The following is a 20,537-nucleotide window of genomic DNA, read 5'->3' on the forward strand; positions in this document are numbered from 1 at the left end:
GCGTGAACGCAGATTCCCGCAGTCGTCCACGAAAACCTCATCGCTCAGTACCCTGATTGCATGACTGACCAGCCCATCATCCTCATCGCCGCCGATGAGCGACTCGCGCGGATCGAAGCCGAATTCAGGGCAAGGTACGACCGTGACTACAGGATCATCACGGCAGAAGATGCTGAGGGCGCCCTGCAGCTCCTGAGGGAACTCGTCGATTCCGGTGCCGCTGTCGCCATGGTCGTCGCCGACGTCTCCGTCGGCGAGACCCCGGGCCCGACGTTCCTGCGCCGCACGCAATCGATCTCCCCGACAGCGCGCAGACTCGTCCTCGCGACACCCGGAGCTGGATATGCCGCGAACCTCGACGCTCTGCGGGAAGCAACCGTCCGTCGAGACATCGACACCTTCACCGGCATCCCGATGGGACCGCGCGACGAGGAGTTCCACACGGTCGTCACGGAACTGCTCTCCGAGTGGGGCTGGTCGGTCGCGCGGCCGGCGGTCAGCATGATCGATGTCGTCGCCGAACCGCATGACCGCGAGGCGGGCGCCATTCGGGACCTCCTCGAGCGACTCGGCTTCCCGAACCGCATCCTCACCCCGGACAGCATCGAGGGCGCCGCACTCATCACCGCGGCGACTGCTGAGTCCTCGGCGCCAGTCGTGCTCCCGATGGCCCGGGCATACGACGGCAGGCTCTTTCCCGCAGCAACGGCGAGGGGTCTCAACGAGCTGCTCTCGACCCGCTTCGACTTGGTGCCCGAAGGCGAGGTCTCGGATGTCCTGGTCATCGGAGCTGGCCCCGCAGGCCTCGCCGCCGCCGTCTACGCGGCCTCCGAAGGGCTCACCACGGCGGTACTCGAGCGGGATGCGATCGGCGGGCAGGCAGGTTCGAGCTCGATGATCCGCAACTACCTCGGCTTCCCACGGGGCATCTCGGGCATGCGCCTGGCGCAGCGCTCCCGCATTCAGGCCGGACGCTTCGGCGCGAAGTTCTACACGGGACGGTCCGTCACCGGACTGGAGCCCTGCACGCTCGACGGCGTCCCCAGCTACCGGGTGCATCTCGGCGACACCGAGCTGCGTGCACGGACCGTCCTCATCGCGACCGGGGTCGCGTATCGGCGCCTCGGCATCGAAGCGGTCGATGTGCACACGGGCGCCGGCGTCTACTACGGGGCGGCCACCTCGATGGCCAGGGAGATGCAGGGCAAAGACGTCATCGTCGTCGGCGGTGGCAACTCCGCCGGTCAGGCGGCCGTGCACCTCGCGAAGTTCGCGAAGCACGTCACCATCCTCATCCGGCGCGCATCGCTGAACGAGTCGATGTCCGAGTACCTGATCCGCGAGCTCGACTCGACCCCGAACGTCTCCGTCGCCAGCAACAGCGAGATCGCGGATGGCGGGGGTGAAGCCGCCCTCGAGTGGGTGACCGTGCGCGACCGGACCTCGGGCGAGGAGCATCGCTTCGACGTCGGCGGGCTCTTCTGCATGCTCGGCGCCCAGCCGGACTGCACGTGGCTGCCCGAGGGAATCGCGCTCGACAAGGCGGGCTTCGTCCTCACGGGACGAGATGTCCCCAAGGATGCTTGGACCGATGGCATGCCTCCCGCTGACCTCGAGACCACCCTGCCTGGCGTCTTCGTCGCCGGCGACGTGCGCTCCGGGTCGATGAAGCGCGTCGCCTCGGCCAGTGGGGAGGGCGCATCCTCACTGCCCCTCATCCACGCCCACCTCGCCGCCCTCCGCGCCCGCGAGTTCGGCGGGGAGTAGGCTCGCCGGCCCTCCCACGCGGCCGGCGGCGCATCCACACGAGAGATGGATGCGGCGCGCGGGGGTCAGGAGTACGCGCGCTCAGGACCGGCGACGGATGGCGGCTTCCTTGCGTTGCGCCTCGATCGTCGCGATGAGGGTTCGTGCGTCGTGGGCGCCGCTGTGCCGCGTCTCGCCGAGGAAGAACGTCGGGGTTCCGCGGGCTCCGCTGTCGATGGCGCTCTGCATGTCGGCGCGGATGCGCTGCGGCAGCGCCTCGTCGAGCATGTCCGCATCGAAGCGGTGGAGGTCGAGCCCTATCTCTTCCGCGTAGCCGCGCAGGTACTGCGCGTCGAGTCGCTCCTGGTTCGCGAAGAGCAGGTTGTGCATCTCCCAGAACTTGCCCTGGTTGGCGGCCGCCTCGGAGGCGATCGCGGCCTGGAAGGCGTGCGGATGGTAGTCCTCGAGCGGCAGGTGGCGCACGACGTAGCGCGCCCCGCCGTCGCTGAAGTGCTCGCCCAGGTCCTGCCACATGCCGGTCGCCCGAGCGCAGAACGGGCATTCGAAGTCCAGGTACTCGACGATCGTGACCTGCGCGTCCGGGTCGCCCAGCATGTGGTCGCGCTCCGGGTCGACCGGGCGGGAGAGGGTCGTCGGCAGGTCAGCCGTGGTCTCGTTCATCTTGACGCGCGCGAACGTGAACGTGAGCCAGCCGATGACCCAGGACAGCACCATGGCGATGAAGACGCCGACGATCGCCTGCCCGGCGACCTCACCCTCCAGGGCCAGAGAGATGATGAGCAGCGACATCGTGAAGCCGATGCCGCTGAGCGCGGCACCACCGAAGACGCTGCCCATGCCGACGCCCTGCGGGAGTGAGCCGAGACCGGCTCGGACCGCGATCCAGCTGCCGAGCGCGATGCCGCCGAACTTCCCAAGCACAAGACCCGCGACGACACCCCAGGTGACGGGTGACGTGAGCGCGTTGCCGAGCATCCCGCCCCGCAGGTCGACACCCGCATTGGCGAGCGCGAAGACTGGAACGATGAACAGCGCCACCGGGCTCAGCAGCACCTCGTGGAGGCGCTCGTTGACGGAGATCGACTTGGCGAGGCCGAGCCGCACGTTGCGTGCGGCGTCGGCGCGGGGCGACTGCCAGAAGTCTCGGAAGAGGCGCTTCGCACGGACCACGTCTTCGCGGTCAGGGTCGGAGGCGGGGATGAGCAGGCCGGCGGCCATGCCCGCGAGCGATGGATGAACGCCGGACAGCAGCGTCGCCGCCCACAGCACGACGATGATGACGATGTACGGCGTGCTGCGCCACTCGTTCGCTCGAGCGAGGAGGAAGAGGAGGACGAGGCAGACGACGGCGATCGCAAGCGGCATCCACTGCACCGACTCGGTGTAGACGATGCCGATGATGGAGACTGCGAGGAAGTCGTCGACGACGGTGAGCGTCAGCAGGAAGACGCGCAGCTGGCTCGACATCTTGGGGCCGACCAGTGCGAGCGCGCCGAGGAGGAAGGCGGTGTCGGTGCCGATGACGGCGCCCCATGCCTCCGGTGCCTCACGGCCGGCGATGGCCAGGTAGATCAGGGCCGGCAGGACGACGCCTGCCACTCCGGCGACGATCGGCACGAGGGCCTGGCGTCGGTCTCGCAGGGATCCGACGGCGAACTCCTGCCGCACCTCGAGTCCGATGAGGAAGAAGAAGATGACCATGAAGCCGTCGTTCACCCAGTGGTGGAGGCTCATGTCGATGCGGAAGTCGCCGATGCCGACGGCCGCGTGCGTCTCCCAGAGGTGCACGTATGACTCCGACCAGGGCGAGTTCGCCCAGAGGAGCGCGAAGACCGCGACTCCCACCAGCAGAAGCGCGCTTCCAGACTCTGTGCGAAGTCGGTCCGCGACCAGACGCACCCAGTCCTGTTTCTGCTTCCCCAATGGATCCCCCTCCACGTCGGCGCGGGTCTGCGTTCAGACCCCTCGCACCGGATGGAAAGCATACGTCCCAGCGGAGACACGCGGGGGCCTCAGGCGGGCCCTGCCAATCCCTCCCTGGCGTCGAGGTCGACCGCGTCAGCTGCGGCGAGCGGATGCGTCGAGCCAGGCATGCACGTCTGGCCAGTGCGGCGCGTCCGGCGCGATCGCGGCGCGGTGCTCGAGGCTCGCGGGCTCGATGAGCTCGATGTCGGCGCCCGCCTGCCTGGCGGCGGCGACGTAGGCCCGGGTGTGCTCGACCGGCACACGCGCGTCGTCGGCGCCGTGCACAAGCAGCGCTCGCGCCTGCAGGGGCAGATGCTCGATCGGTGACGCAGACGCGTAGACCTCCGGGGCTTGGGCAGGCGCCACGCGGAAGAATTCCGAGACGGCTCCGTCGCCGTTGCCTTCTTCGTAACCGCGCGCGAGGTCAGTGACCGGCGCGAGCGCTACAACCGCGTCGCCTGGTTCTCCGCCGAGCAGCGCGAGCTGCCCGCCAACCGAGTGCCCGACGATCACGAGCCGCGCATCCCGCGTCAACCGGAATGCCTCGCTGCGCGCCACCGAGAAGCCACGCAAGAGGTCCGCACGCGTCGCCGACCACCCATCGTCGCCTCGCCGGTACTCGAGATTCGCCACGGCCCAGCCGCGTCGGGTGAACTCCGGCACCAGCGGCAGCATGAGTTCGGCGGTGAACTGCGATCGCCAGTACCCACCGTGGATGAGCACCGTGAGCCCGCGAGCGGGCCCTGGAGGCGCCCAGAACGTCAGGTGCTGGTCTCCGTCCGGGCCGTATGTCTCGCGCCTTGCTTTCGGGTCGCCCGGCATGCCCCGGATGCTCGCATCCGTCACGTGCGCCGTCTCACGCGCCTTCCACGGCACCTTCTGGCAGGAAGTCGACGCCGTTCAGGGCTGAGAGACGCACGACTTCGGCCGGGTCGGTCACGTTGTGAAGCAAGCTGAAGAGGTTCGCGAGCTTGCCGCCTGGGCTCACCCAGAACAGCGACTTCGCTGCCTCGTCCTGCTTGTTGTAGTAGGCGTGCGGGATGCCCTTCGGCATCTGCACGAGGTCGCCCGGGCCGGCCGTGGTCCATTGGCCGTCGAGGTAGAGGGTGTAGACCCCCTCGAACACGTAGATGAACTCGTCCTGGGTGGGGTGCACGTGCGGCGGCACCCCGGTTCCGGCTGGGTCGAGCGAGAGCCATGAGTAGGTCGAGGCGCTCTCGGCCTTCGTGATGTAGGTGTGGCCGAGCACATTCCACACACGGCCGGCCACGGCCTCGTCAGCTCGGACGATACCTGCGGGCAGGTCGCCCAGGACGATCTCTTCAGAACTCACCATTGGGTTCCTCCAGTTGGGGTCGGTGCGCTCAGTCTGGCAGATGCCGCGCAGCCTCTGCGACCGCGTTCGGGCTACTTGCTGGCCCGTTGGCGAATCGCGAGGACGCCGGTCGTCCAGGCCGTGGCGATCGCGGCGCAACCGCTGCTGCCGGCGATGATCATGGGTGCAGAGCTGGCCATGACCCCGGTAACCAGCATGACGAGGACCGCGAGCAGCAGCACGCCCATGGCGATGGTGAGGATGCGGATCGCCCGGCGCTGCTTCGTGGTGGCCGGCTGCGTCGCGTCTGCGTTCATGATGTACCCCTTGTCTGTGTCACCGCGAGTAGGTGCTGCATTCAAGGTACGAAACGCAGGGGTTCCGGCGCTTCGGTCCTGGGGCTGAACTCGATAGCCGGAGGGATGAACCCGCGGCGCGTCCCCTTACTGACCCGTCGCGTACCCCGGCGCCATGTCCATGAAGCGCGAGAAGTGCCCCTGGAAGGTGACGGTGATGGTGTCGGTCGGACCGTTGCGGTGCTTCGCGAGGATGAAGTCGGCCTCGCCGCCTCGCGGGCTCTCCCGGTCGTACGCGCCTTCGCGGTGCAGCAGGATGATCATGTCGGCGTCCTGCTCGAGCGATCCGGACTCGCGGAGGTCGCTCGCAGCTGGCCGCTTGTCGGCACGCTGCTCGGGACCACGGTTCAGCTGGGACAGCGCGATGACGGGAACGTCGAGCTCCTTCGCGAGCAGCTTGAGCGCACGCGAGAACTCGGAGACCTCCTGCTGGCGGCTCTCGACGCGCTTGCCGCTCGTCATGAGCTGCAGGTAGTCGATGACGACGAGGTTGAGGCCGACCTTCTGCTTGAGCCTGCGGCACTTGGCGCGAATTTCGACGAGCGTCATGTTGGGGCTGTCGTCGATGTAGAGCGGTGCGTCGGAGATGTCGCCCTGCGTGCGCGCGATCTGCGTGAGGTCTTCCTGCGTGAGGCCTCCCGCGCGCATGTGCTGCAGGCGCACGCTCGCCTCAGCGGAGATGAGGCGCATGGCGATCTCGCTCTTGCCCATCTCCAGGCTGAAGAAGATCGACGGCTTGCCGTGGGTGATGGATGCTGAGCGCGCGAAGTCGAGGGCGACCGTCGACTTTCCGAGGCCGGGGCGGGCCGCGACGATGATGAGCTGACCGCCGTGGAAGCCGTTCGTGATGCGATCGAGGTCGCTGAACCCGGTCGGCACACCCGTCATGCCGCCGGACTTGTTCTGCGCGGCGTCGATGTCGTTCTGCGCCTCGAGGATGGCCTCGGCGAGGACGACGTAGTCCTCCTTTTCCACGGCGCCCGTGACACCGTAGATCTCCGCCTGCGCCTGGTTGACGAGGTCGACGACCTCACCTTCCGCGAGGTAGCCCATCTGCACGATGCGCGTGCCGGCCTCGACGAGGCGACGGAGCACGGCTCGCTCGGAGACGATCGCCGCGTAGTAGCCGGCGTTGGCTGCGGTGGGGACGATGCCGGCCAGGGTGTGGAGGTACTCGGCGCCCCCGGCACGCGAGAGCTCGCCCGACTTCGTCAGGTGGTCGGTGACCGTGATGACGTCGGTCGGCTCACCAGCCGCGTAGAGCGCGTGCACGGCGTCGAAGATGATCTCGTGCTTGGGCACGTAGAAGTCGATGCCGCGGACGGCTTCGACGACGTCGGCGACGGCGTCTTTCGAGAGCAGCATGCCGCCGAGGGCCGACTGCTCTGCAAGCAGATCGTGGGGAGGAGTGCGAACACCGTCGTGCGTTTCGCGCTCACCCTGTGGAGGGGAACCGAGGTGCGCGATCGACACGGATGCTCCTGACTGCGCTCGTAGGTCTGAGAGAGATTTCCCCACAGTAGCCCTCACCTCCCCCAGCGAGCGAACCCAAAACACGACGCCTGTGGATAACTCTGTGTGTAACTGTGGAGACGCGCCGGGCGGCTTGTGGAAACTGTGTGGAGAACGCCGCTACCGCTTGGAAGGTAATGTCCACGAAACAGCCACTGACCAGCGGTTTATACGGACACTCCAGTTGTGCACAAGTGACGTGAAGCAGCCCTTGAAGGTTGAGCCCCGAGCACGTCGCTGTGCATAACACCCGGCGGAGCACCCACGCAAACCGACGATATCCGGGCGTTTTCCACAGACTGTCGGCCCGACGGTGTCGTCAGAGGGGGCTCTCTGTGCGCTGCTGCAGCCTGCGTTCCCGGCGCGCGACGATCCGGTCGACGAGGACCTGCCCGTATGGCACGGCGATGAGCACGGCCCGACCAGAGACATTGTTCGAACGCCACCACCAGACGAGCACGGAGAGCGCGAACAGCACCGTGATGGACGCGACGACGATGCGCGTGTACGGCCCCTCGAAGAACGAGTCGGTCGGTTCGGCGAGCGTCACGGTCGTGAAGAAGATCGTCGCGAGCACGGCGAGGTGCTCCTGACCTCTGCGCCACGGACCAGCAACTGCGGCGAAGGGCAGTATCCACAAGACGTACCAGGGGTGAATGGCCGTCGAGGCGGCGACGATGACCGCGGTGCACAGCACGAGGCGGAGAACGGGATCGATGGGCCGCTTCGTGATGACCAGCCAGGAGGCGACGAGGCCGGCGATCGAGAAGGCGATGACCTTCAGGACCACTTCGAAGACGAATGGATCCAGGCCGACGAGTTCGGCGAGGCCGCGCACGGTGCCCACCATGAGGGTCAGCGGCGAGTACCAGTGCTGGATCGCGCCTGGCACCGTGAGCGCGGTCACCCAGCCGAAGCCGAGGCCGAGCACGAGCCCGAGCGCACCGACGAGCCCGATCGCGATGGCACCGTGAAGCGCCCAGCTCTTCACCCGGTCCCAGAGGGGGAGAGTGCTCGGTCTGCCGACGAGCGCCACGATGGGCAGGGCGATGAGCGCGATGGGCTTGATGGCGACGGCGAGTGCGATCAAGATGACCGCGAGGACGCGGCGCCCCTTGAGAGCGGACAGCAGACCGAACCCCATACCGGCGAGCATGAGGCCGTCGTTGTGCCCGGAGGCGATGAAGAGGAGCAGCGTGAGCGGGTTCGCAGCGATCATCCACGCAACGAACGCGCGGCTGCGTCCCCGAAGGGCCGCGATCTTGAGGAACGCGACCACCATGAGCACGGCGCCAGCGGTCGCGGCCAGACGATTCAGGAACAGCGCGTACTCGGGCGTCTGAGCTCCGAGCCAGGAGAACACGGCGGCGACGGCGATGAAGAGCGGACCGTATGGCGACTCGGTGCTCGACCAGAAGGGGTCGACCCCCAGCGAGTACCATCCGGCGATCTCGTTGACGCCGTGCTGGTACGGGTCGATGCCGGCTGCCATGAGTCGCCCCACGGCGACATACGAGAACATGTCGCGGCTGAACACGGGGACGCAGATCAGCAGAGGCAGTGCCCAGATGATGGAGGTCCTGATCACGCGTCGCAGGGACGCGTCGGTGTCGGAGACGCTCGATCGGAAGCGCAGCCAGGCGATGAGCAGCAGGAAGCCGCCGACGATCAGGAGCATCGTGCACAGCCGTGTCAGGTCGGGTGAGCTGCGGAGGAACGCGATGGGGAACCACTCACGCAGACCGAGCCCGTCGCCGATCCAGCCAGCACCGAACGAGCCGACGAGGATGCACAGCGACCCGATGAGGCCGAGGATCGTCGGGCTCACCGTCAACGGGAACCGGCGCGGCTCGCGCTCGGTCGCCCATCGGTGGACTTGCTGCGGCATGGTCGTGAATCAATCAGGAGAGGTTCTGGCGGGATGCTGGACTCCGCTGACCTTATAGCGTTCGTCCCTGCGTCTGCCCCACGGTGGCGTCGACGCGCCAGACGGTGTAACCGGGCGCGGTTGCAACGAGAACGGCCCCGGACATCGAGATGTCCGGGGCCGTTCTTCTGCTGCCGTGGTTATCGCTGGGCGATGACCTGGAGCTTGACCGTCGCAACGAGGTCGTCACGGAGGCGAACAGTCGCCTCGTGGTTGCCCGTGTACTTGATCGGGTTGGGGAACTCGACCTTGCGCTTGTCGATCTTGCCGAGGCCGGCTGCTTCCACAGCGGTCGCGACGTCGGCGCCGCGAACGGAACCGAAGAGGCGGCCTTCGGCACCCGACTTCACGTGGAGCTTGACGAGGGCGGACTCGAGCTTGTCCTTGAGCGCCTTCGCCTCTTCGAGGGTTGCGAGTTCGCGTGCGGCGCGAGCGGAACGGATCTGCTCGACCTGCTTCTCGCTGCCACGGGACCAGCTGACTGCGTAGCCCTTGGGGACGAGGTAGTTGCGGGCGTAGCCGCTCTTGACCTCGATGACGTCACCGGCTGCACCGAGGCCGGAGACCTCGTGCGTAAGAATTACCTTTGCCATGTCGACTACTCCTTAGCGGCCAGAGCCGGCGTAGGGCAGGAGCGCCATTTCACGTGCGTTCTTGACTGCACGTGCGATGAGGCGCTGCTCCTGGACGGAGACGCCGGTGATGCGACGTGCGCGAATCTTTCCGCGCTCCGAGATGAACTTGCGGAGGGTGTTGACATCCTTGTAGTCGATGACTCCGACCCGGATCTGCTTCGCGGGAGCAGCGGGCTTGCCGCCCTTCCCGCGTACACCCTTGCGGCGGTCGCCGCTTGACTTTCCAGCCATTGGGATCTTCTTTCGTTGAGTGTGCTTGCGAGCGCCCTTTAGAAGGGGGGCTCGTCAAAATCGTTCGATGCGCCGGGCGTCGCCCAGCCGGATGCGCCGTTGTCGCGAGGCTGGCCCGCGGGCTGTCCCCACGGCTCGTCCGCAGGGGCGGACTGACGTCCACCGCCACCGGCGTTGCCGCCGCCGCTGTTGCCGCCGAAGGAGCGCTGCTGGCCTCCACCGAAGCCGCCCTGGCCTCCGCCACCCTGCTGTCCGCCGGCGCCGCCGGAGGACGTGCGGGTGAGCTGAGCTGTGGCGTAGCGCAGGCTTGGTCCGATCTCTTCGATCTCGAGCTCGATGGAAGTGCGCTTCTCGCCTTCCTTCGTCTCGTAGGAGCGCTGCTTCAGGCGACCCTGCGCGATGACTCGCGAGCCCTTGGAGAGGCTCGAGGCGACATGCTCAGCGAATTCACGCCAGACGCTCGCCCGAAGGAAGAGTGCCTCGCCGTCCTTCCACTCGTTCGCCTGACGGTCGAACACGCGGGGGGTGGATGCGATGGTGAAGTTCGCGACTGCGAGCCCGTTCTGCGTGTAACGCAGTTCGGGGTCAGCCGTGAGGTTGCCCACCACGGTGATGATCGTGTCGCCGGCCATGACTACGCCTCGGTGGTCGCCGCGGGCTTCGCTGCGATAGCAGCGGCCTTGGCAGCCTTGCGAGCCTCGTCGCGCTTCGCCTCGGAGGCGACGCGTGCGATGGCCTCTTCTGCGCGGAGCACCTTGGTGCGCATGACAGCTTCGGACAGGTTCAGCTGGCGGTCGAGCTCGTTCGCCGTTGCCGAGGTCGACGTGAAGTCAACGACGGCGTAGATGCCTTCGCTCTTCTTGTTGATCTCGTAGGCGAGGCGACGACGGCCCCAGATGTCGGTCTTCTCGATGGTTCCACCGTCGTTGCGAATGACGTTGAGGAACTTATCGAGGCTCGGAGCTACGGTGCGCTCGTCGATCTCTGGATCGAGGATCACCATCAACTCATACTGATGCACGATAAACCCACCTCCTTCGGTCTAGAACGGCTGCAGACGATCTGCAGCAGGAGGGTTATTGCGCGTGTCTGGGCAGTTGATCGCACAGACAACCTCGCCAGCATAGTCGTTTCTTCCTCCTAAATGCCAGCCAATTGGAAGAACTCCCCTTCTCGCGAACGAATATGCTCGTTCCAGCACAACCGGCGGCCCCCGTGGTCCGCTGAAACGCACCACTACCTAGGGGAATCATGAGCGATCCAACAGGCGGCGCGGGCGAACGCGACCCGAACGCCCCAGTGCCACAGAACCCAGCGCCGCAGAACGGCGACTCGGCCGCACCGCAGGCGCCGCAGGCGTCCTTCGGCGACCAGCCCGCCAACGGCGAGCAGGGCGGCTACGGCGTCGGCAGCAGCTACGGCTCCAGCGGCGACAACTACCAGGCCCCGAGCAACTACTCAGCTCCTGGTGGTTCGTATGAGGCCCCCGGTTCGGCCTCCGACTACCAGGGCGGGCAGTCCTCGTACTCGGGCTCCACCGGATCGAGTGTGCCGAGCGCCTCGTCGAACTCCGGCTACTCGACCCCGAGCTACGGATCGTCGGGTGACTCCTCGTACTCGTCGCCGAGCGCAGGCTCGTACACGGGCGACACCTCGTACACGGCGCCATCCGCTTCCGGCAGCGACTACTCGGCTCCCGGGTACGGCAGCACCCCCGACTACACCTCCGGCAACAGCTACGGCAACGAGCCGAGCTCCTACGGATCCGCTCCGGCACCTGACGCGTATGGCGCCCCCGCGCAGAACGCGTACGGCTCGGCACCCCAGGACCAGAACGCCTACGGCGCATCCGCACCGAACGCGTACGGGTCCACTCCCCAGGACCAGAACGCAGCGGGCGCCTACGGTGCCGCTCCCGCGTACGGTGCGGCCGGCGGCGCTGGTGGCGGACAGCAGCAGTACGGCAACTACGCCCCGCAGGGTCAGGGCGGCTTCAACGTCCTCGGCCTCATTGCAACACTGGTCGGGGCGTTGGCGCTCCTGCTCTGCCTCATTCCATTCGTGGGCTACTTCATCGCCATCTTGTTTGCGCTGGTTGCGATCGGACTTGGCATCGCCGGGCTGGTCGCCAAGCGCTTCAACACGAAGAAGCTCCTCGCGATCATCGGTGTGGCTCTCGGAGGTATCGCCCTCCTGGGCGGGTGGGCGATCACACTAGCCACCAGCGCGGGAATCGCGCAGGACATCAGCAACGAGGCAATCACACAGGTGGATGAGCTGTCCGAAGAGACGACCGGTGAGCTCGAGATCGAGCTGACCATAACGAGCTCGGGTACATCTCCAGTCGACATTACGTACAACTACGAGAACGGTCTTGCCGGTTCGGACCGCGTACAAGTCGACACTGAGGCACTCGCGACGGCAGTGCCGTGGTCGGAAAGCGTCACGATGAAGTACGAGTCGTCGTACGGATATGACAGCACGCTCGCGTCAGTGTCCGCCAGCCAGAGTGACTACAACGACCAGTCCACGCTGTCCTGCACGCTGACCGTGAACGGAACGGTGGTCGTGGAGGCCAGCAGTTCCAGCTACGTCTCTTGCTACGACTCCAACCTGTCCCAGTACGCGGTTGCGGAGTAGGTACACCACAAGCGCGAACGGCCCCCTCTTCGGAGGGGGCCGTTCTGCGTTCACTCGGCAGACCGGACGCGCCGTCTTCCCCAGCGGCCGGGATGCACCTACGGGCGGTTCGCTTCCCACCAGTCGAGGAGGCGCTGCTTCGCATCGTCGTGCTCGAGCGGGCCCTCATCGAGTCGAACCTCGAGCATGTGCTTGTAGGCCTTCCCCACGAGCGGGCCGGGCGCGATCTCGAGGATCGCCATGATCTGCTCGCCATCCAGGCTGGGCCGCACCGAGTCGAGCTCTTCCTTCTCCTGCAGCTCCAGGATGCGCCGCTCGAGGTCGTCGATCGCGAAGAGCAGGCGGTCTGACTTCCGCTGGTTGCGAGTCGTGATGTCGGCGCGGATGAGGATGAGGAGACGCTGCAGCTCCGGGCCGGCATCCCGTGCGAAGCGACGCACGGCCGAGTCCGTCCATCCGGCGCCCTCGTAGTTGAAGACCCGCATGTGGAGTTCCACGAGGCGCGAGACCGACTTCATCGTGTCGTTGTCGAAGCGCAGCGAGGCGAGGCGCTTGCGCGCGAGCTTCGCTCCGACGACGTCGTGGTTGTAGAAGGTGACCTTGCGGTTCTCCCCGAAGCGGCGCGTCTTGGGCTTCCCGATGTCGTGCAGCAGTGCCGCGAGGCGGAGGACGATGTCGGCGTCGGCACCGGGGTTGCGCTCGCGCTCGAGTGCGATGGCCTGCTCGAGCACCGTGATCGAGTGCTCGTAGACATCCTTGTGGCGGTGCGCGTCGTCGCGCTCGAGCTGCAGGGCGGGGAGCTCTGGCAGCACGAGTTCGGCAAGTCCCGTCTCGACGAAGAGCTCGAGACCCGCGCGAGGCGTGTCGGTCTTGAGCAGCTTCACGAGTTCGTCTCTGACCCGCTCGGCGGAGATGTCGAGGATGCGTCGCCGCAGTTCGACGATCGCGTCGAATGAGGCGATGTCGAGCTGGAAGCCCAGCTGCGAGGTGAACCGCACGGCTCTGAGCATGCGCAGCGGATCGTCGCCGAAGGAGACGGCCGCCTCGATGGGCGTGCGCAGCGTCGCCTCCATGAGGTCCTTCGTGCCGTCGGAGGGGTCCACGAGCGTGAGGGCGGGCAGCTGCAGCGCGAGCGCGTTGACAGTGAAGTCGCGGCGGTGCAGGTCACCCTCGATCGTGTCCCCGAACGCGACCACCGGCTTGCGCGACGTGCCGTCGTAGCTGTCGGCCCGGTAGGTCGTGATCTCGACCGTCTCGCCGGAGAACCGGGCGCCGATCGTGCCGAACTCGCGGCCGATGTCCCAGTGCGCATCCGCGATGGGCGCGACGATGCGCAGGATGTCGTCGGGGCGCGCGTCGGTCGTGAAGTCGAGGTCGGTGACCTCCCTCCCGAGGAAGGCGTCGCGGACGGGCCCACCCACGAGGGCCAGCTCGAATCCGGCCGCCTCGAAGGCGGCGGCGAGCTCGGCGACGGGCGACGCGGTCGCGAGTCCGCGAAGGCGTTCCATGGCGGACTGCACGTTTTGCATCCGCTCATTCTACGAGCCGAGGCGGATGCTCGCCGTGCGCTTGAGGGCGCGTTCAGCTCGCCACTTCCCCGTCCGTCCTTACTATGGAGGTCATGGACCACGCACCGCGCGCAGCTGTGCCACGGTTCCTGCGTGCCTGTGCACGCCGGGTTGTCCCTGCGACGCTCCTGGCGTCGCTGCTGGCGCTCGGGGTCGCCGGGGGCGCGTCAGCAGCACCCACGAGCCAGCCCGCAGCGGCCACGACGAGCGTCGCCACCGTCGGAAATGCGGTGGTCGGGACGGCCGCGGTCGAGCCGCGGGCGATCGCCGATGCCCCGGACGACCAGGTATCGATCTATGCCGCGCCCGCTGACGGCGGACTCGTGCAGCCGGGCGGACCGCTGGTCGTCGAGCTGGTCGTCGTCAACAAGACCGACGCGGAGCTCGCACCGGCCCAGCTCGAGCTGTCCGTCGGCTCCTCCACGATCGACACGAGGTTCGCCCTGGATGCGTGGAACGAGTCGAGCAGTGAGGCTGAGCTCGACCGTCTTGACCTCGTCGCAAGCCTCGGCTCCGGTCCGATCGCCGCAGGTGAGACCACCACCGTGAGCGTCTCGGTTCCCGCTGATGGGCTCCCCTTCGAGGCAGCTGACGACTTCGGCCCGCGACCCATGGCGGCGACGCTCGCGAGCGGCGACTCGAAGCTCGCGCAGGCTCGTTCGACGATCGTGCTCAACGGGACTGCGGCCGTGGAACCGACCCTCGTCTCAACCGTTGTCCCCATCACCTCCGGGCTGCTCGCCGACGCCGACGAACCGCTGCTCGGCGTCGACACCCTCCTCGAGCAGACGGCGCCAGGGGGGCGCCTCGACGAGATCCTGAGCGCCGTCGAGGCCAGCCCGAACGCGACCGTCGCCATCGATCCGCGCCTCCTCGCATCCATCCGCGTCCTCGGCTCGGCCGCGCCAGAGTCGGCGATCAGCTGGCTGGACCGCCTGACCGCGCTGAAGAATCAGACGTTCGAGCTGCCGTTCGCTGACGCGAGCCTCACGCTCCAGTCGCAGTGGGGAGCCCAGCAGCCGCTCGAGGTCACGAACTTCGACTTCGCCATCGACCCCGCGAACTTCGCCGACCCGGCAGACACCGCGACGCCGACGCCGACCCCCACGGCGACGGAGACGACCGACACGGGCACCACCACCCCCTCGGAGGACAGCGACGCCGACACGTCGAACGGCGTCGATGCATCCGCCACCCCGGAGGCCACGGACGCGGAGTCGCCCACCGCATCCCCCACTGAGGAACCCGAGCCCCTCGCGCCTCCGCTCCCCACCGCCGAGAGCCTCGTGAGCTTCCCCTACTCCATGAGCGGAGTCGTCTGGCCGCAGGCGGGTACGGTCCAGTCGACCGACCTCGACAAGTTCCGCGGCTGGGGTGGCGAGTCGATCATCCTGGACGACACCAACGCGGGGGTGAGCGCCGACGCGGACTTCACGGAGAGTGCCCAGGCCACCGTCGCGGGGTGGAACGCGGTCGTCGCCGAGAAGATCCTCGACGACGCGTTCGACGACGCAGTGCACGCGACGACCGACGAGGAGTGGAACGAGGCGGCGACCCGCATCGCGACGCTGCTCGCCGTCGTCACGCGCGAGCTGCCCTACGAGCCTCGGACATTGGTCGGCACGGTCACGCGCGACGAGTTCGACGGCGAGCGCCTCGCGCAGACGCTGCAGTTCGTGGATGGACTCAGCTGGGCCGCCACGACACCCCTGACGTTCCCCGGAGACGACGACACCGATCGCCGCGAGGCCTCGCTCATCGACGGAAGCGTGGGCGAGACCGCGTTCAACCGGATGACCGGCGTCATGCAGACCATCGAGCGCGCCCAGGTCATCTCGACGATCTTCGACGACCCGCTCGACTACAGCGACCCGGTCCGGACGGCGGGTGTCGGTGCCCTGTCCACAGGGTGGGCGAATGACCCGCCCGGGGCCCAGACGGCAGTGAGCGGCCTCCGCGACCACGTGACCTACACGGAGTCGAACGTGCAGCTCGGCGACACGACCGAGGCGCTCATCGTCGGCCGCGACACCGAGCTGCCGCTCTTCGTCTCCAATGCGGTCAAGGACCGGAAGGTCACCGTGCTCGTCGAACTCAGGCCAACCACAGGTGCGGTCGAGACCGGTGACGCCGTGGCCCTGTCCATCGAGCCGAACTCCATGTCCCGCGTCGGCATCCCGATCACCGCCATCGCCAACGGCACCACCTACGTCACCGTCAACGTCATGACGCCCGAGGGCGAGCCACTCGCCTCGACGAAGCAGATCCGACTGGATGTGCGAGCCGAGTGGGAGAGCATCGCCATCCTCATCGCGAGCATCGGCCTCGCCGTCCTCTTCATCGCCGGCCTCGTGCGCACCATCCGACGGCGGCGCGCGGCGGTGGCCGGGGACTCCTCGGACGACGACACCGGGGCAGGACCGGACGCTGGCGTCGAAACGGATACCGTCGACGCGACCGAGAGCACCAAGGAGTAAGCATGGCTCAGGGCATCGCTCGGGCGAGCGCGCTCCTGGCATCCGGCACCATGGTGTCGCGCGTGCTGGGCTTCGTGAAGGCCATCGTCATCGCGCAGACCATCGGCGTCATCGGCGTCTCCGCCGACGCGTTCGCCGGTGCGAACCAGCTGCCGAGCAACATCTACTCGATCATCTCGGTCGGCCTTCTCAACGCCGTCATCGTGCCGCAGGTCGTGAAGGCGGCCAGGCACGAGGATGGCGGCCAGCTGTACGTCAATCGACTCGTCACGCTGGCCATGGTGCTGCTCGGCGGGCTGACCATCCTCGCGACCGTGGGCGCCCCCATCATCGGCGCGCTCTACGGCGCGAGCCTCAGCTCGGAGCAGCTCGGCCTCCTCGTGGCCTTCGCCTACTGGTGCATGCCGCAGATCTTCTTCTACGGCATGTACGCGGTGCTCGGCGAGATCCTCAACGCCCGCGGCCTCTTCGGGCCGTTCGCGTGGGCACCCGTCATCAACAACGTGGTCGGCATCGCGGGCCTGCTGCTCTTCAGCTCCATCTTCGGCGCAGACCCGACCGGTACCGGGCGCAACATCGACTCGTGGGATCCGACGATGATCGCCATGCTCGGCGGCACCGCGACGCTCGGCGTCGCCATGCAGACCATCGTGCTCCTGTTCTTCTGGCGTCGCGCGGGGCTCCGATTCGGCCTCGACTTCCAGTTCCGGGGCACGGGGCTCGGCCAGGTCGGCAAGCTCGCCGGGTGGACCCTCGGGATGCTGCTGGTCATGCAGCTCGCGGGGCTCGTCGAGACGATCGTCGCGTACCTCGCATCCGGTGAGAACGCGTCGATCGCAGCCATGCAGAACGCGTTCCTCATCTTCGCGCTCCCACACGCCGTCGTCGCCGTCTCGATCGCCACGGCCTTCTTCACCCGCATGAGCGCTGCGATCAGCGACGGACGACCGAAGGACTTCATCCGCGACCTCTCTGAAGGTTCGCGCCTCATCGGCATGTTCCTGCTGTTCTCCGGGTTCGGCCTCGCCCTCGTCGCCGTGCCCTTCGCGCGGATCTTCGCGACGACGGATGCCGGCATCAACTCGATCGCGGCGATCCTCATCGCCTTCCTGGTCGGCCTCATCCCGTTCAGCGGGCTGTTCATCGTGCAGCGTGCGTTCTACGCGCTCGAGGACACCAAGACGGTGTTCTTCGTGTTCCTGTTCACGGTTCCGCTGCACATCTTCGGCATGGCGCTCGCCGCCATCGGCCCTGTCGAGTTCATCGTCGTCGGGCTCGCCCTCATGCAGTCGATCATGTCGACGCTGCGACTCGCGATCCTCCTCGTCATCCTCAGGAAGCGGATGGGGCAGCTCGACTTCGCGAACATCACCCGCTCCTACGTGCGCTTCACGGTCGCGGCCATCGCCGCCTCCATCCCGGCGCTGATCGTCATGGTCCTGCTCGGCACGTTCCAGGAGGACGGCTTCCCTCGCTCCGGAATCTTCCAGGCCCTGATCTCCTGCGCCATCGGCGCCGGCACCATGGCCCTCTTCTACTTCCCGCTGCTCTGGGTCCTCAAGTCGCCGGAGTTCCGCGGCTTCGCCGGACCACTGCTGGCCCGCTTCGGCGTCAAGACCGGTGGCCCCTCGAGTGCCGCACGCCGCGACGACGAGGACGGCGAGCTCGACGCGGACATCCTCGCAACGTTCCCCGACACGGTGGCCGTCTCAGGCAACGACGCTGCACCGACGCCGTGGAACCTCGCGTCTGAAGACGTGGAACCGGACATCGCCGAGGAGCGCCGTCAGGCCGAGGAGCAGGAAGAGCGCGAAGAGCGCGTCAACGCCGCCTCGTGGGCGTTCGGCGGCGCGACCGAGGACCTCTCGACCGCGGGCATCATCCTGCCCATGCACTCGCGCACGACCGAGATCCCGAAGGTCGGTCGCACGGAGCCGCCGCGCACGCGTCGCGAACGCCGTGAGGAGGAGCGCCGCGCGGTGATCGAGCTGGCAGCCCGCCGTGAAGAGGAAGCCCGGCTCGCCCGCGAAGCGCGGAACAGCGCCGATGACGACGATGGGCGCGGTTCACCACCTCGTCCGAAGGAATAGTCGCTAGTCTCAACGCGTTTGCCTGTATGTCGAGCCGCGATTCCCGCGGTTCGAAGAAGCGTGGAGGACTCATGCGGAACGTCATCATCATCGGCTCCGGCCCCGCGGGCTACACCGCCGCCATCTACGCGGCGCGCGCAGGCCTGAAGCCGGTTGTCATCACCTCGAGCGTCGAGGTCGGCGGCGAGCTCATGAACACGACCGACGTCGAGAACTTCCCCGGCTTCCCCGAGGGCATCATGGGGCCCGAGCTCATGGAGCGCATGCAGGCGCAGGCCGAGCGCTTCGGCGCCGAGCTCGTCTACGACGACGTCACGTCCGTCGAGCTCGACGGCGACGTCAAGCGTGTCTCCACGTCGTACAGCGGGGACTTCGAAGCGCGCACCATCATCATCTCCACTGGATCCGCGTACCGGAAGCTCGGCCTCGATGCCGAAGCTCGCCTCTCCGGCCGCGGCGTCTCCTGGTGCGCGACCTGCGATGGCGCGTTCTTCAAGGACCAGCACATCGCCGTCGTCGGCGGCGGTGACTCGGCCATGGAGGAGGCGACGTTCCTGACGCGCTTCGCGAGCAAGGTCACGATCATCCACCGCTCCGAGAACCTGCGCGCGTCGGTCATCATGCGCGAGCGCGCGGAGCACAACCCGAAGATCGACTGGATGCTCAACTCCCGCATCGAAGACATCGCCGGTGAGGCCAGCGTCGAGGGTGCGAGCGTGCTCAACACCGCGACCAACGAACGCACCGAGCTGCCGGTGACCGGCGTGTTCGTCGCCATCGGCAACGACCCGCGCATCGACCTGTTCAGGAACATCCTCGACATCACCGACGAGGGCACCATCTGGGTCGACGGCCGCTCCTCGCGCACCAGCATCCCCGGCGTCTTCGCGGCCGGCGACGTCATCGACCCGCACTACCGCCAGGCCATCACTGCCGCGGGGTCCGGCACGGTCGCAGCGTTGGACGCCGAGGCGTACCTCGCGGCGCAGCCCGAGCCCATCGCGGAAGAGTCCGAGGAGCAGGCTGCAGCAGCGGTCACCGAGAACGAGACCGTCATCGTCTGACCCGCCTGGTGCCGCATCCGCTCAATCCGAGCAGGCACTCCGCGCCGAACAGCATCCACCACGAAGCACGACAACTCCCACGGAGGTACCAATGTCAGAACCGATCGTCGCCACCACGGCGAACTTCGACCAGATCGTGGCAGACGCCCCAGGTCCCGTCATCGTCGACTTCTGGGCGCCCTGGTGCGGCCCGTGCCGTCAGGTCGCGCCGGTGCTCGACCAGATGAGCGAAGCCCACGAGAACCTCTCCATCGTCAAGGTGAACGTCGATGACGAGCCCGACCTGGCCATGAAGTTCCGCATCACGAGCATCCCCGCCCTCAAGCTGTTCTCGAACGGCGAGGTCGTCAAGGAGGTCGTCGGCGCGTACCCGCGCGCGGCCCTCGAGAAGCAGTTCGCCGACTACCTGGGCTAAGCCTCAGAGCTAGGTCACGCAGACATGGCGCGAGCGCCCATCACCCCCGCGACGAAGGCGCTCGACGCAGCCGGGGTCGAGCACGTGGTTCACAGCTACGTGCACGACCCCGGCGTCTCTGCGTTCGGGGCGGAGGCCGCCGAGAAGCTCGGCGTCGACGAGTCACGCGTCTTCAAGACACTCGTCGTGCAGCTGGATGACAAGCAGCTCGCGGTTGCCGTCGTCCCCGTCAGCGGCTCCCTCGACGTGCGCGCTCTGGCGCAGGCGGCCGGATGCAAGCGCGCGGCCCTCGCCGACACGGCGCTCGCCGAGAAGCGCACCGGGTACGTGCGGGGCGGTATCAGCCCGTTCGGGCAACGGATGCGCCTGGCCACCTACCTCGACGACTCCGCCTTGGCGTACCCGACGATCTTCGTGTCCGGCGGTCGACGCGGCCTCGACATCGAGGTCGCCCCCAGCGCCCTCCTGCACGTGTTGGACGGGCAGCGCGCGCCGATCGCTCGCGACTGACCCCGGACACGGGAGGGCCGTGCAGTCCACTTCCTGCATGCGGTTCGCGAAGGAACTCTCCACTC

18 protein-coding genes are annotated in these 20,537 nt (G+C 67.4%); 7 read left to right on the forward strand and 11 right to left on the reverse strand.

The window, feature by feature from the left end:
• Positions 1 to 60 precede the first annotated feature (60 nt).
• The gene (locus C5B97_RS03465; protein WP_104310770.1) at positions 61 to 1,767 is read left to right on the forward strand and encodes an FAD-dependent oxidoreductase; all 1,707 of its coding nucleotides are present in this window, start codon (positions 61 to 63) and stop codon (positions 1,765 to 1,767) included.
• Positions 1,768 to 1,848: 81 nt separating this feature from the next.
• Here C5B97_RS03465 and nhaA read toward each other — a convergent pair whose 3' ends face one another.
• From nhaA to rpsF, 10 genes are all read right to left on the reverse strand, one after another.
• The gene (nhaA, locus tag C5B97_RS03470; RefSeq protein WP_218854853.1) at positions 1,849 to 3,690 is read right to left on the reverse strand and encodes a Na+/H+ antiporter NhaA; all 1,842 of its coding nucleotides are present in this window, start codon (positions 3,688 to 3,690) and stop codon (positions 1,849 to 1,851) included.
• A gap of 135 nt (positions 3,691 to 3,825) precedes the next feature.
• Positions 3,826 to 4,578: a S9 family peptidase gene (locus tag C5B97_RS03475; RefSeq protein ID WP_146080708.1), complete on the reverse strand. Its 753-nt coding sequence runs from the start codon at positions 4,576 to 4,578 to the stop codon at positions 3,826 to 3,828.
• A gap of 10 nt (positions 4,579 to 4,588) precedes the next feature.
• Positions 4,589 to 5,068, reverse strand: coding sequence for a cupin domain-containing protein (locus C5B97_RS03480; RefSeq protein ID WP_104310773.1), 480 nt, complete (start codon positions 5,066 to 5,068; stop codon positions 4,589 to 4,591).
• A 71-nt stretch (positions 5,069 to 5,139) separates the two neighbouring features.
• Positions 5,140 to 5,364, reverse strand: a complete 225-nt coding sequence (locus C5B97_RS03485; protein WP_104310774.1) for a hypothetical protein — start codon at positions 5,362 to 5,364, stop codon at positions 5,140 to 5,142.
• A 126-nt stretch (positions 5,365 to 5,490) separates the two neighbouring features.
• Positions 5,491 to 6,876: a replicative DNA helicase gene (gene dnaB / locus C5B97_RS03490; protein WP_104254411.1), complete on the reverse strand. Its 1,386-nt coding sequence runs from the start codon at positions 6,874 to 6,876 to the stop codon at positions 5,491 to 5,493.
• Positions 6,877 to 7,234: 358 nt separating this feature from the next.
• Positions 7,235 to 8,803, reverse strand: a complete 1,569-nt coding sequence (gene mptB, locus C5B97_RS03495; RefSeq protein ID WP_104310775.1) for a polyprenol phosphomannose-dependent alpha 1,6 mannosyltransferase MptB — start codon at positions 8,801 to 8,803, stop codon at positions 7,235 to 7,237.
• A 179-nt stretch (positions 8,804 to 8,982) separates the two neighbouring features.
• Positions 8,983 to 9,435, reverse strand: a complete 453-nt coding sequence (gene rplI / locus C5B97_RS03500; RefSeq protein ID WP_104254413.1) for a 50S ribosomal protein L9 — start codon at positions 9,433 to 9,435, stop codon at positions 8,983 to 8,985.
• 12 nt (positions 9,436 to 9,447) lie between these two features.
• A complete protein-coding gene (rpsR, locus tag C5B97_RS03505; RefSeq protein ID WP_068482210.1) occupies positions 9,448 to 9,708 on the reverse strand; it encodes a 30S ribosomal protein S18 in 261 nt (86 codons plus the stop codon).
• Positions 9,709 to 9,746: 38 nt separating this feature from the next.
• Positions 9,747 to 10,340: a single-stranded DNA-binding protein gene (locus C5B97_RS03510; protein ID WP_104254414.1), complete on the reverse strand. Its 594-nt coding sequence runs from the start codon at positions 10,338 to 10,340 to the stop codon at positions 9,747 to 9,749.
• Positions 10,341 to 10,342: 2 nt separating this feature from the next.
• A complete protein-coding gene (gene rpsF, locus C5B97_RS03515; RefSeq protein ID WP_104244003.1) occupies positions 10,343 to 10,732 on the reverse strand; it encodes a 30S ribosomal protein S6 in 390 nt (129 codons plus the stop codon).
• 227 nt (positions 10,733 to 10,959) lie between these two features.
• Between rpsF and C5B97_RS03520 the strand changes: the two genes are divergently transcribed.
• The gene (locus C5B97_RS03520) at positions 10,960 to 12,348 is read left to right on the forward strand and encodes a DUF308 domain-containing protein (RefSeq protein WP_104310776.1); all 1,389 of its coding nucleotides are present in this window, start codon (positions 10,960 to 10,962) and stop codon (positions 12,346 to 12,348) included.
• Positions 12,349 to 12,446: 98 nt separating this feature from the next.
• On the opposite strand, the gene C5B97_RS03525 is transcribed toward C5B97_RS03520, so the two are convergent.
• Positions 12,447 to 13,877 carry a CCA tRNA nucleotidyltransferase gene (locus C5B97_RS03525; protein ID WP_104310777.1) on the reverse strand — a complete coding sequence of 477 codons (1,431 nt, stop codon included), beginning with the start codon at positions 13,875 to 13,877 and terminating at the stop codon, positions 12,447 to 12,449.
• A gap of 92 nt (positions 13,878 to 13,969) precedes the next feature.
• Here C5B97_RS03525 and C5B97_RS03530 point away from each other — a divergent pair, with 92 nt between their 5' ends.
• The 5 genes from C5B97_RS03530 (at position 13,970) to ybaK (ending at position 20,472) form a co-directional block, all read left to right on the forward strand.
• A complete protein-coding gene (locus C5B97_RS03530; RefSeq protein ID WP_104310778.1) occupies positions 13,970 to 16,393 on the forward strand; it encodes a DUF6049 family protein in 2,424 nt (807 codons plus the stop codon).
• 2 nt (positions 16,394 to 16,395) lie between these two features.
• Complete coding sequence (gene murJ / locus C5B97_RS03535) at positions 16,396 to 18,483, forward strand: murein biosynthesis integral membrane protein MurJ (protein ID WP_104310779.1); 2,088 nt, start codon at positions 16,396 to 16,398, stop codon at positions 18,481 to 18,483.
• 71 nt (positions 18,484 to 18,554) lie between these two features.
• Positions 18,555 to 19,547, forward strand: a complete 993-nt coding sequence (gene trxB, locus C5B97_RS03540; protein WP_104310956.1) for a thioredoxin-disulfide reductase — start codon at positions 18,555 to 18,557, stop codon at positions 19,545 to 19,547.
• Positions 19,548 to 19,638: 91 nt separating this feature from the next.
• Complete coding sequence (trxA, locus tag C5B97_RS03545) at positions 19,639 to 19,962, forward strand: thioredoxin (RefSeq protein WP_104244011.1); 324 nt, start codon at positions 19,639 to 19,641, stop codon at positions 19,960 to 19,962.
• A gap of 24 nt (positions 19,963 to 19,986) precedes the next feature.
• A complete protein-coding gene (gene ybaK / locus C5B97_RS03550; RefSeq protein WP_104310780.1) occupies positions 19,987 to 20,472 on the forward strand; it encodes a Cys-tRNA(Pro) deacylase in 486 nt (161 codons plus the stop codon).
• Positions 20,473 to 20,537: the final 65 nt, after the last annotated feature.

The organism is Pseudoclavibacter sp. RFBB5 (assembly GCF_002931555.1).
GTDB lineage: Bacteria > Actinomycetota > Actinomycetes > Actinomycetales > Microbacteriaceae > Pseudoclavibacter.

Excerpts from the sequence above, each read along its gene's own strand:
- C5B97_RS03465 (WP_104310770.1), top strand. The coding sequence starts at position 61 with ATGACTGACCAGCCCATCATCCTCATCGCCGCCGATGAGCGACTCGCG.
- C5B97_RS03480 (WP_104310773.1), bottom strand. The coding sequence starts at position 5,068 with ATGGTGAGTTCTGAAGAGATCGTCCTGGGCGACCTGCCCGCAGGTATC.
- C5B97_RS03485 (WP_104310774.1), bottom strand. The coding sequence starts at position 5,364 with ATGAACGCAGACGCGACGCAGCCGGCCACCACGAAGCAGCGCCGGGCG.
- mptB (WP_104310775.1), bottom strand. The coding sequence starts at position 8,803 with ATGCCGCAGCAAGTCCACCGATGGGCGACCGAGCGCGAGCCGCGCCGG.
- rplI (WP_104254413.1), bottom strand. The coding sequence starts at position 9,435 with ATGGCAAAGGTAATTCTTACGCACGAGGTCTCCGGCCTCGGTGCAGCC.
- rpsR (WP_068482210.1), bottom strand. The coding sequence starts at position 9,708 with ATGGCTGGAAAGTCAAGCGGCGACCGCCGCAAGGGTGTACGCGGGAAG.
- C5B97_RS03510 (WP_104254414.1), bottom strand. The coding sequence starts at position 10,340 with ATGGCCGGCGACACGATCATCACCGTGGTGGGCAACCTCACGGCTGAC.
- C5B97_RS03520 (WP_104310776.1), top strand. The coding sequence starts at position 10,960 with ATGAGCGATCCAACAGGCGGCGCGGGCGAACGCGACCCGAACGCCCCA.
- C5B97_RS03525 (WP_104310777.1), bottom strand. The coding sequence starts at position 13,877 with ATGCAAAACGTGCAGTCCGCCATGGAACGCCTTCGCGGACTCGCGACC.
- C5B97_RS03530 (WP_104310778.1), top strand. The coding sequence starts at position 13,970 with ATGGACCACGCACCGCGCGCAGCTGTGCCACGGTTCCTGCGTGCCTGT.
- murJ (WP_104310779.1), top strand. The coding sequence starts at position 16,396 with ATGGCTCAGGGCATCGCTCGGGCGAGCGCGCTCCTGGCATCCGGCACC.
- trxB (WP_104310956.1), top strand. The coding sequence starts at position 18,555 with ATGCGGAACGTCATCATCATCGGCTCCGGCCCCGCGGGCTACACCGCC.
- trxA (WP_104244011.1), top strand. The coding sequence starts at position 19,639 with ATGTCAGAACCGATCGTCGCCACCACGGCGAACTTCGACCAGATCGTG.
- ybaK (WP_104310780.1), top strand. The coding sequence starts at position 19,987 with ATGGCGCGAGCGCCCATCACCCCCGCGACGAAGGCGCTCGACGCAGCC.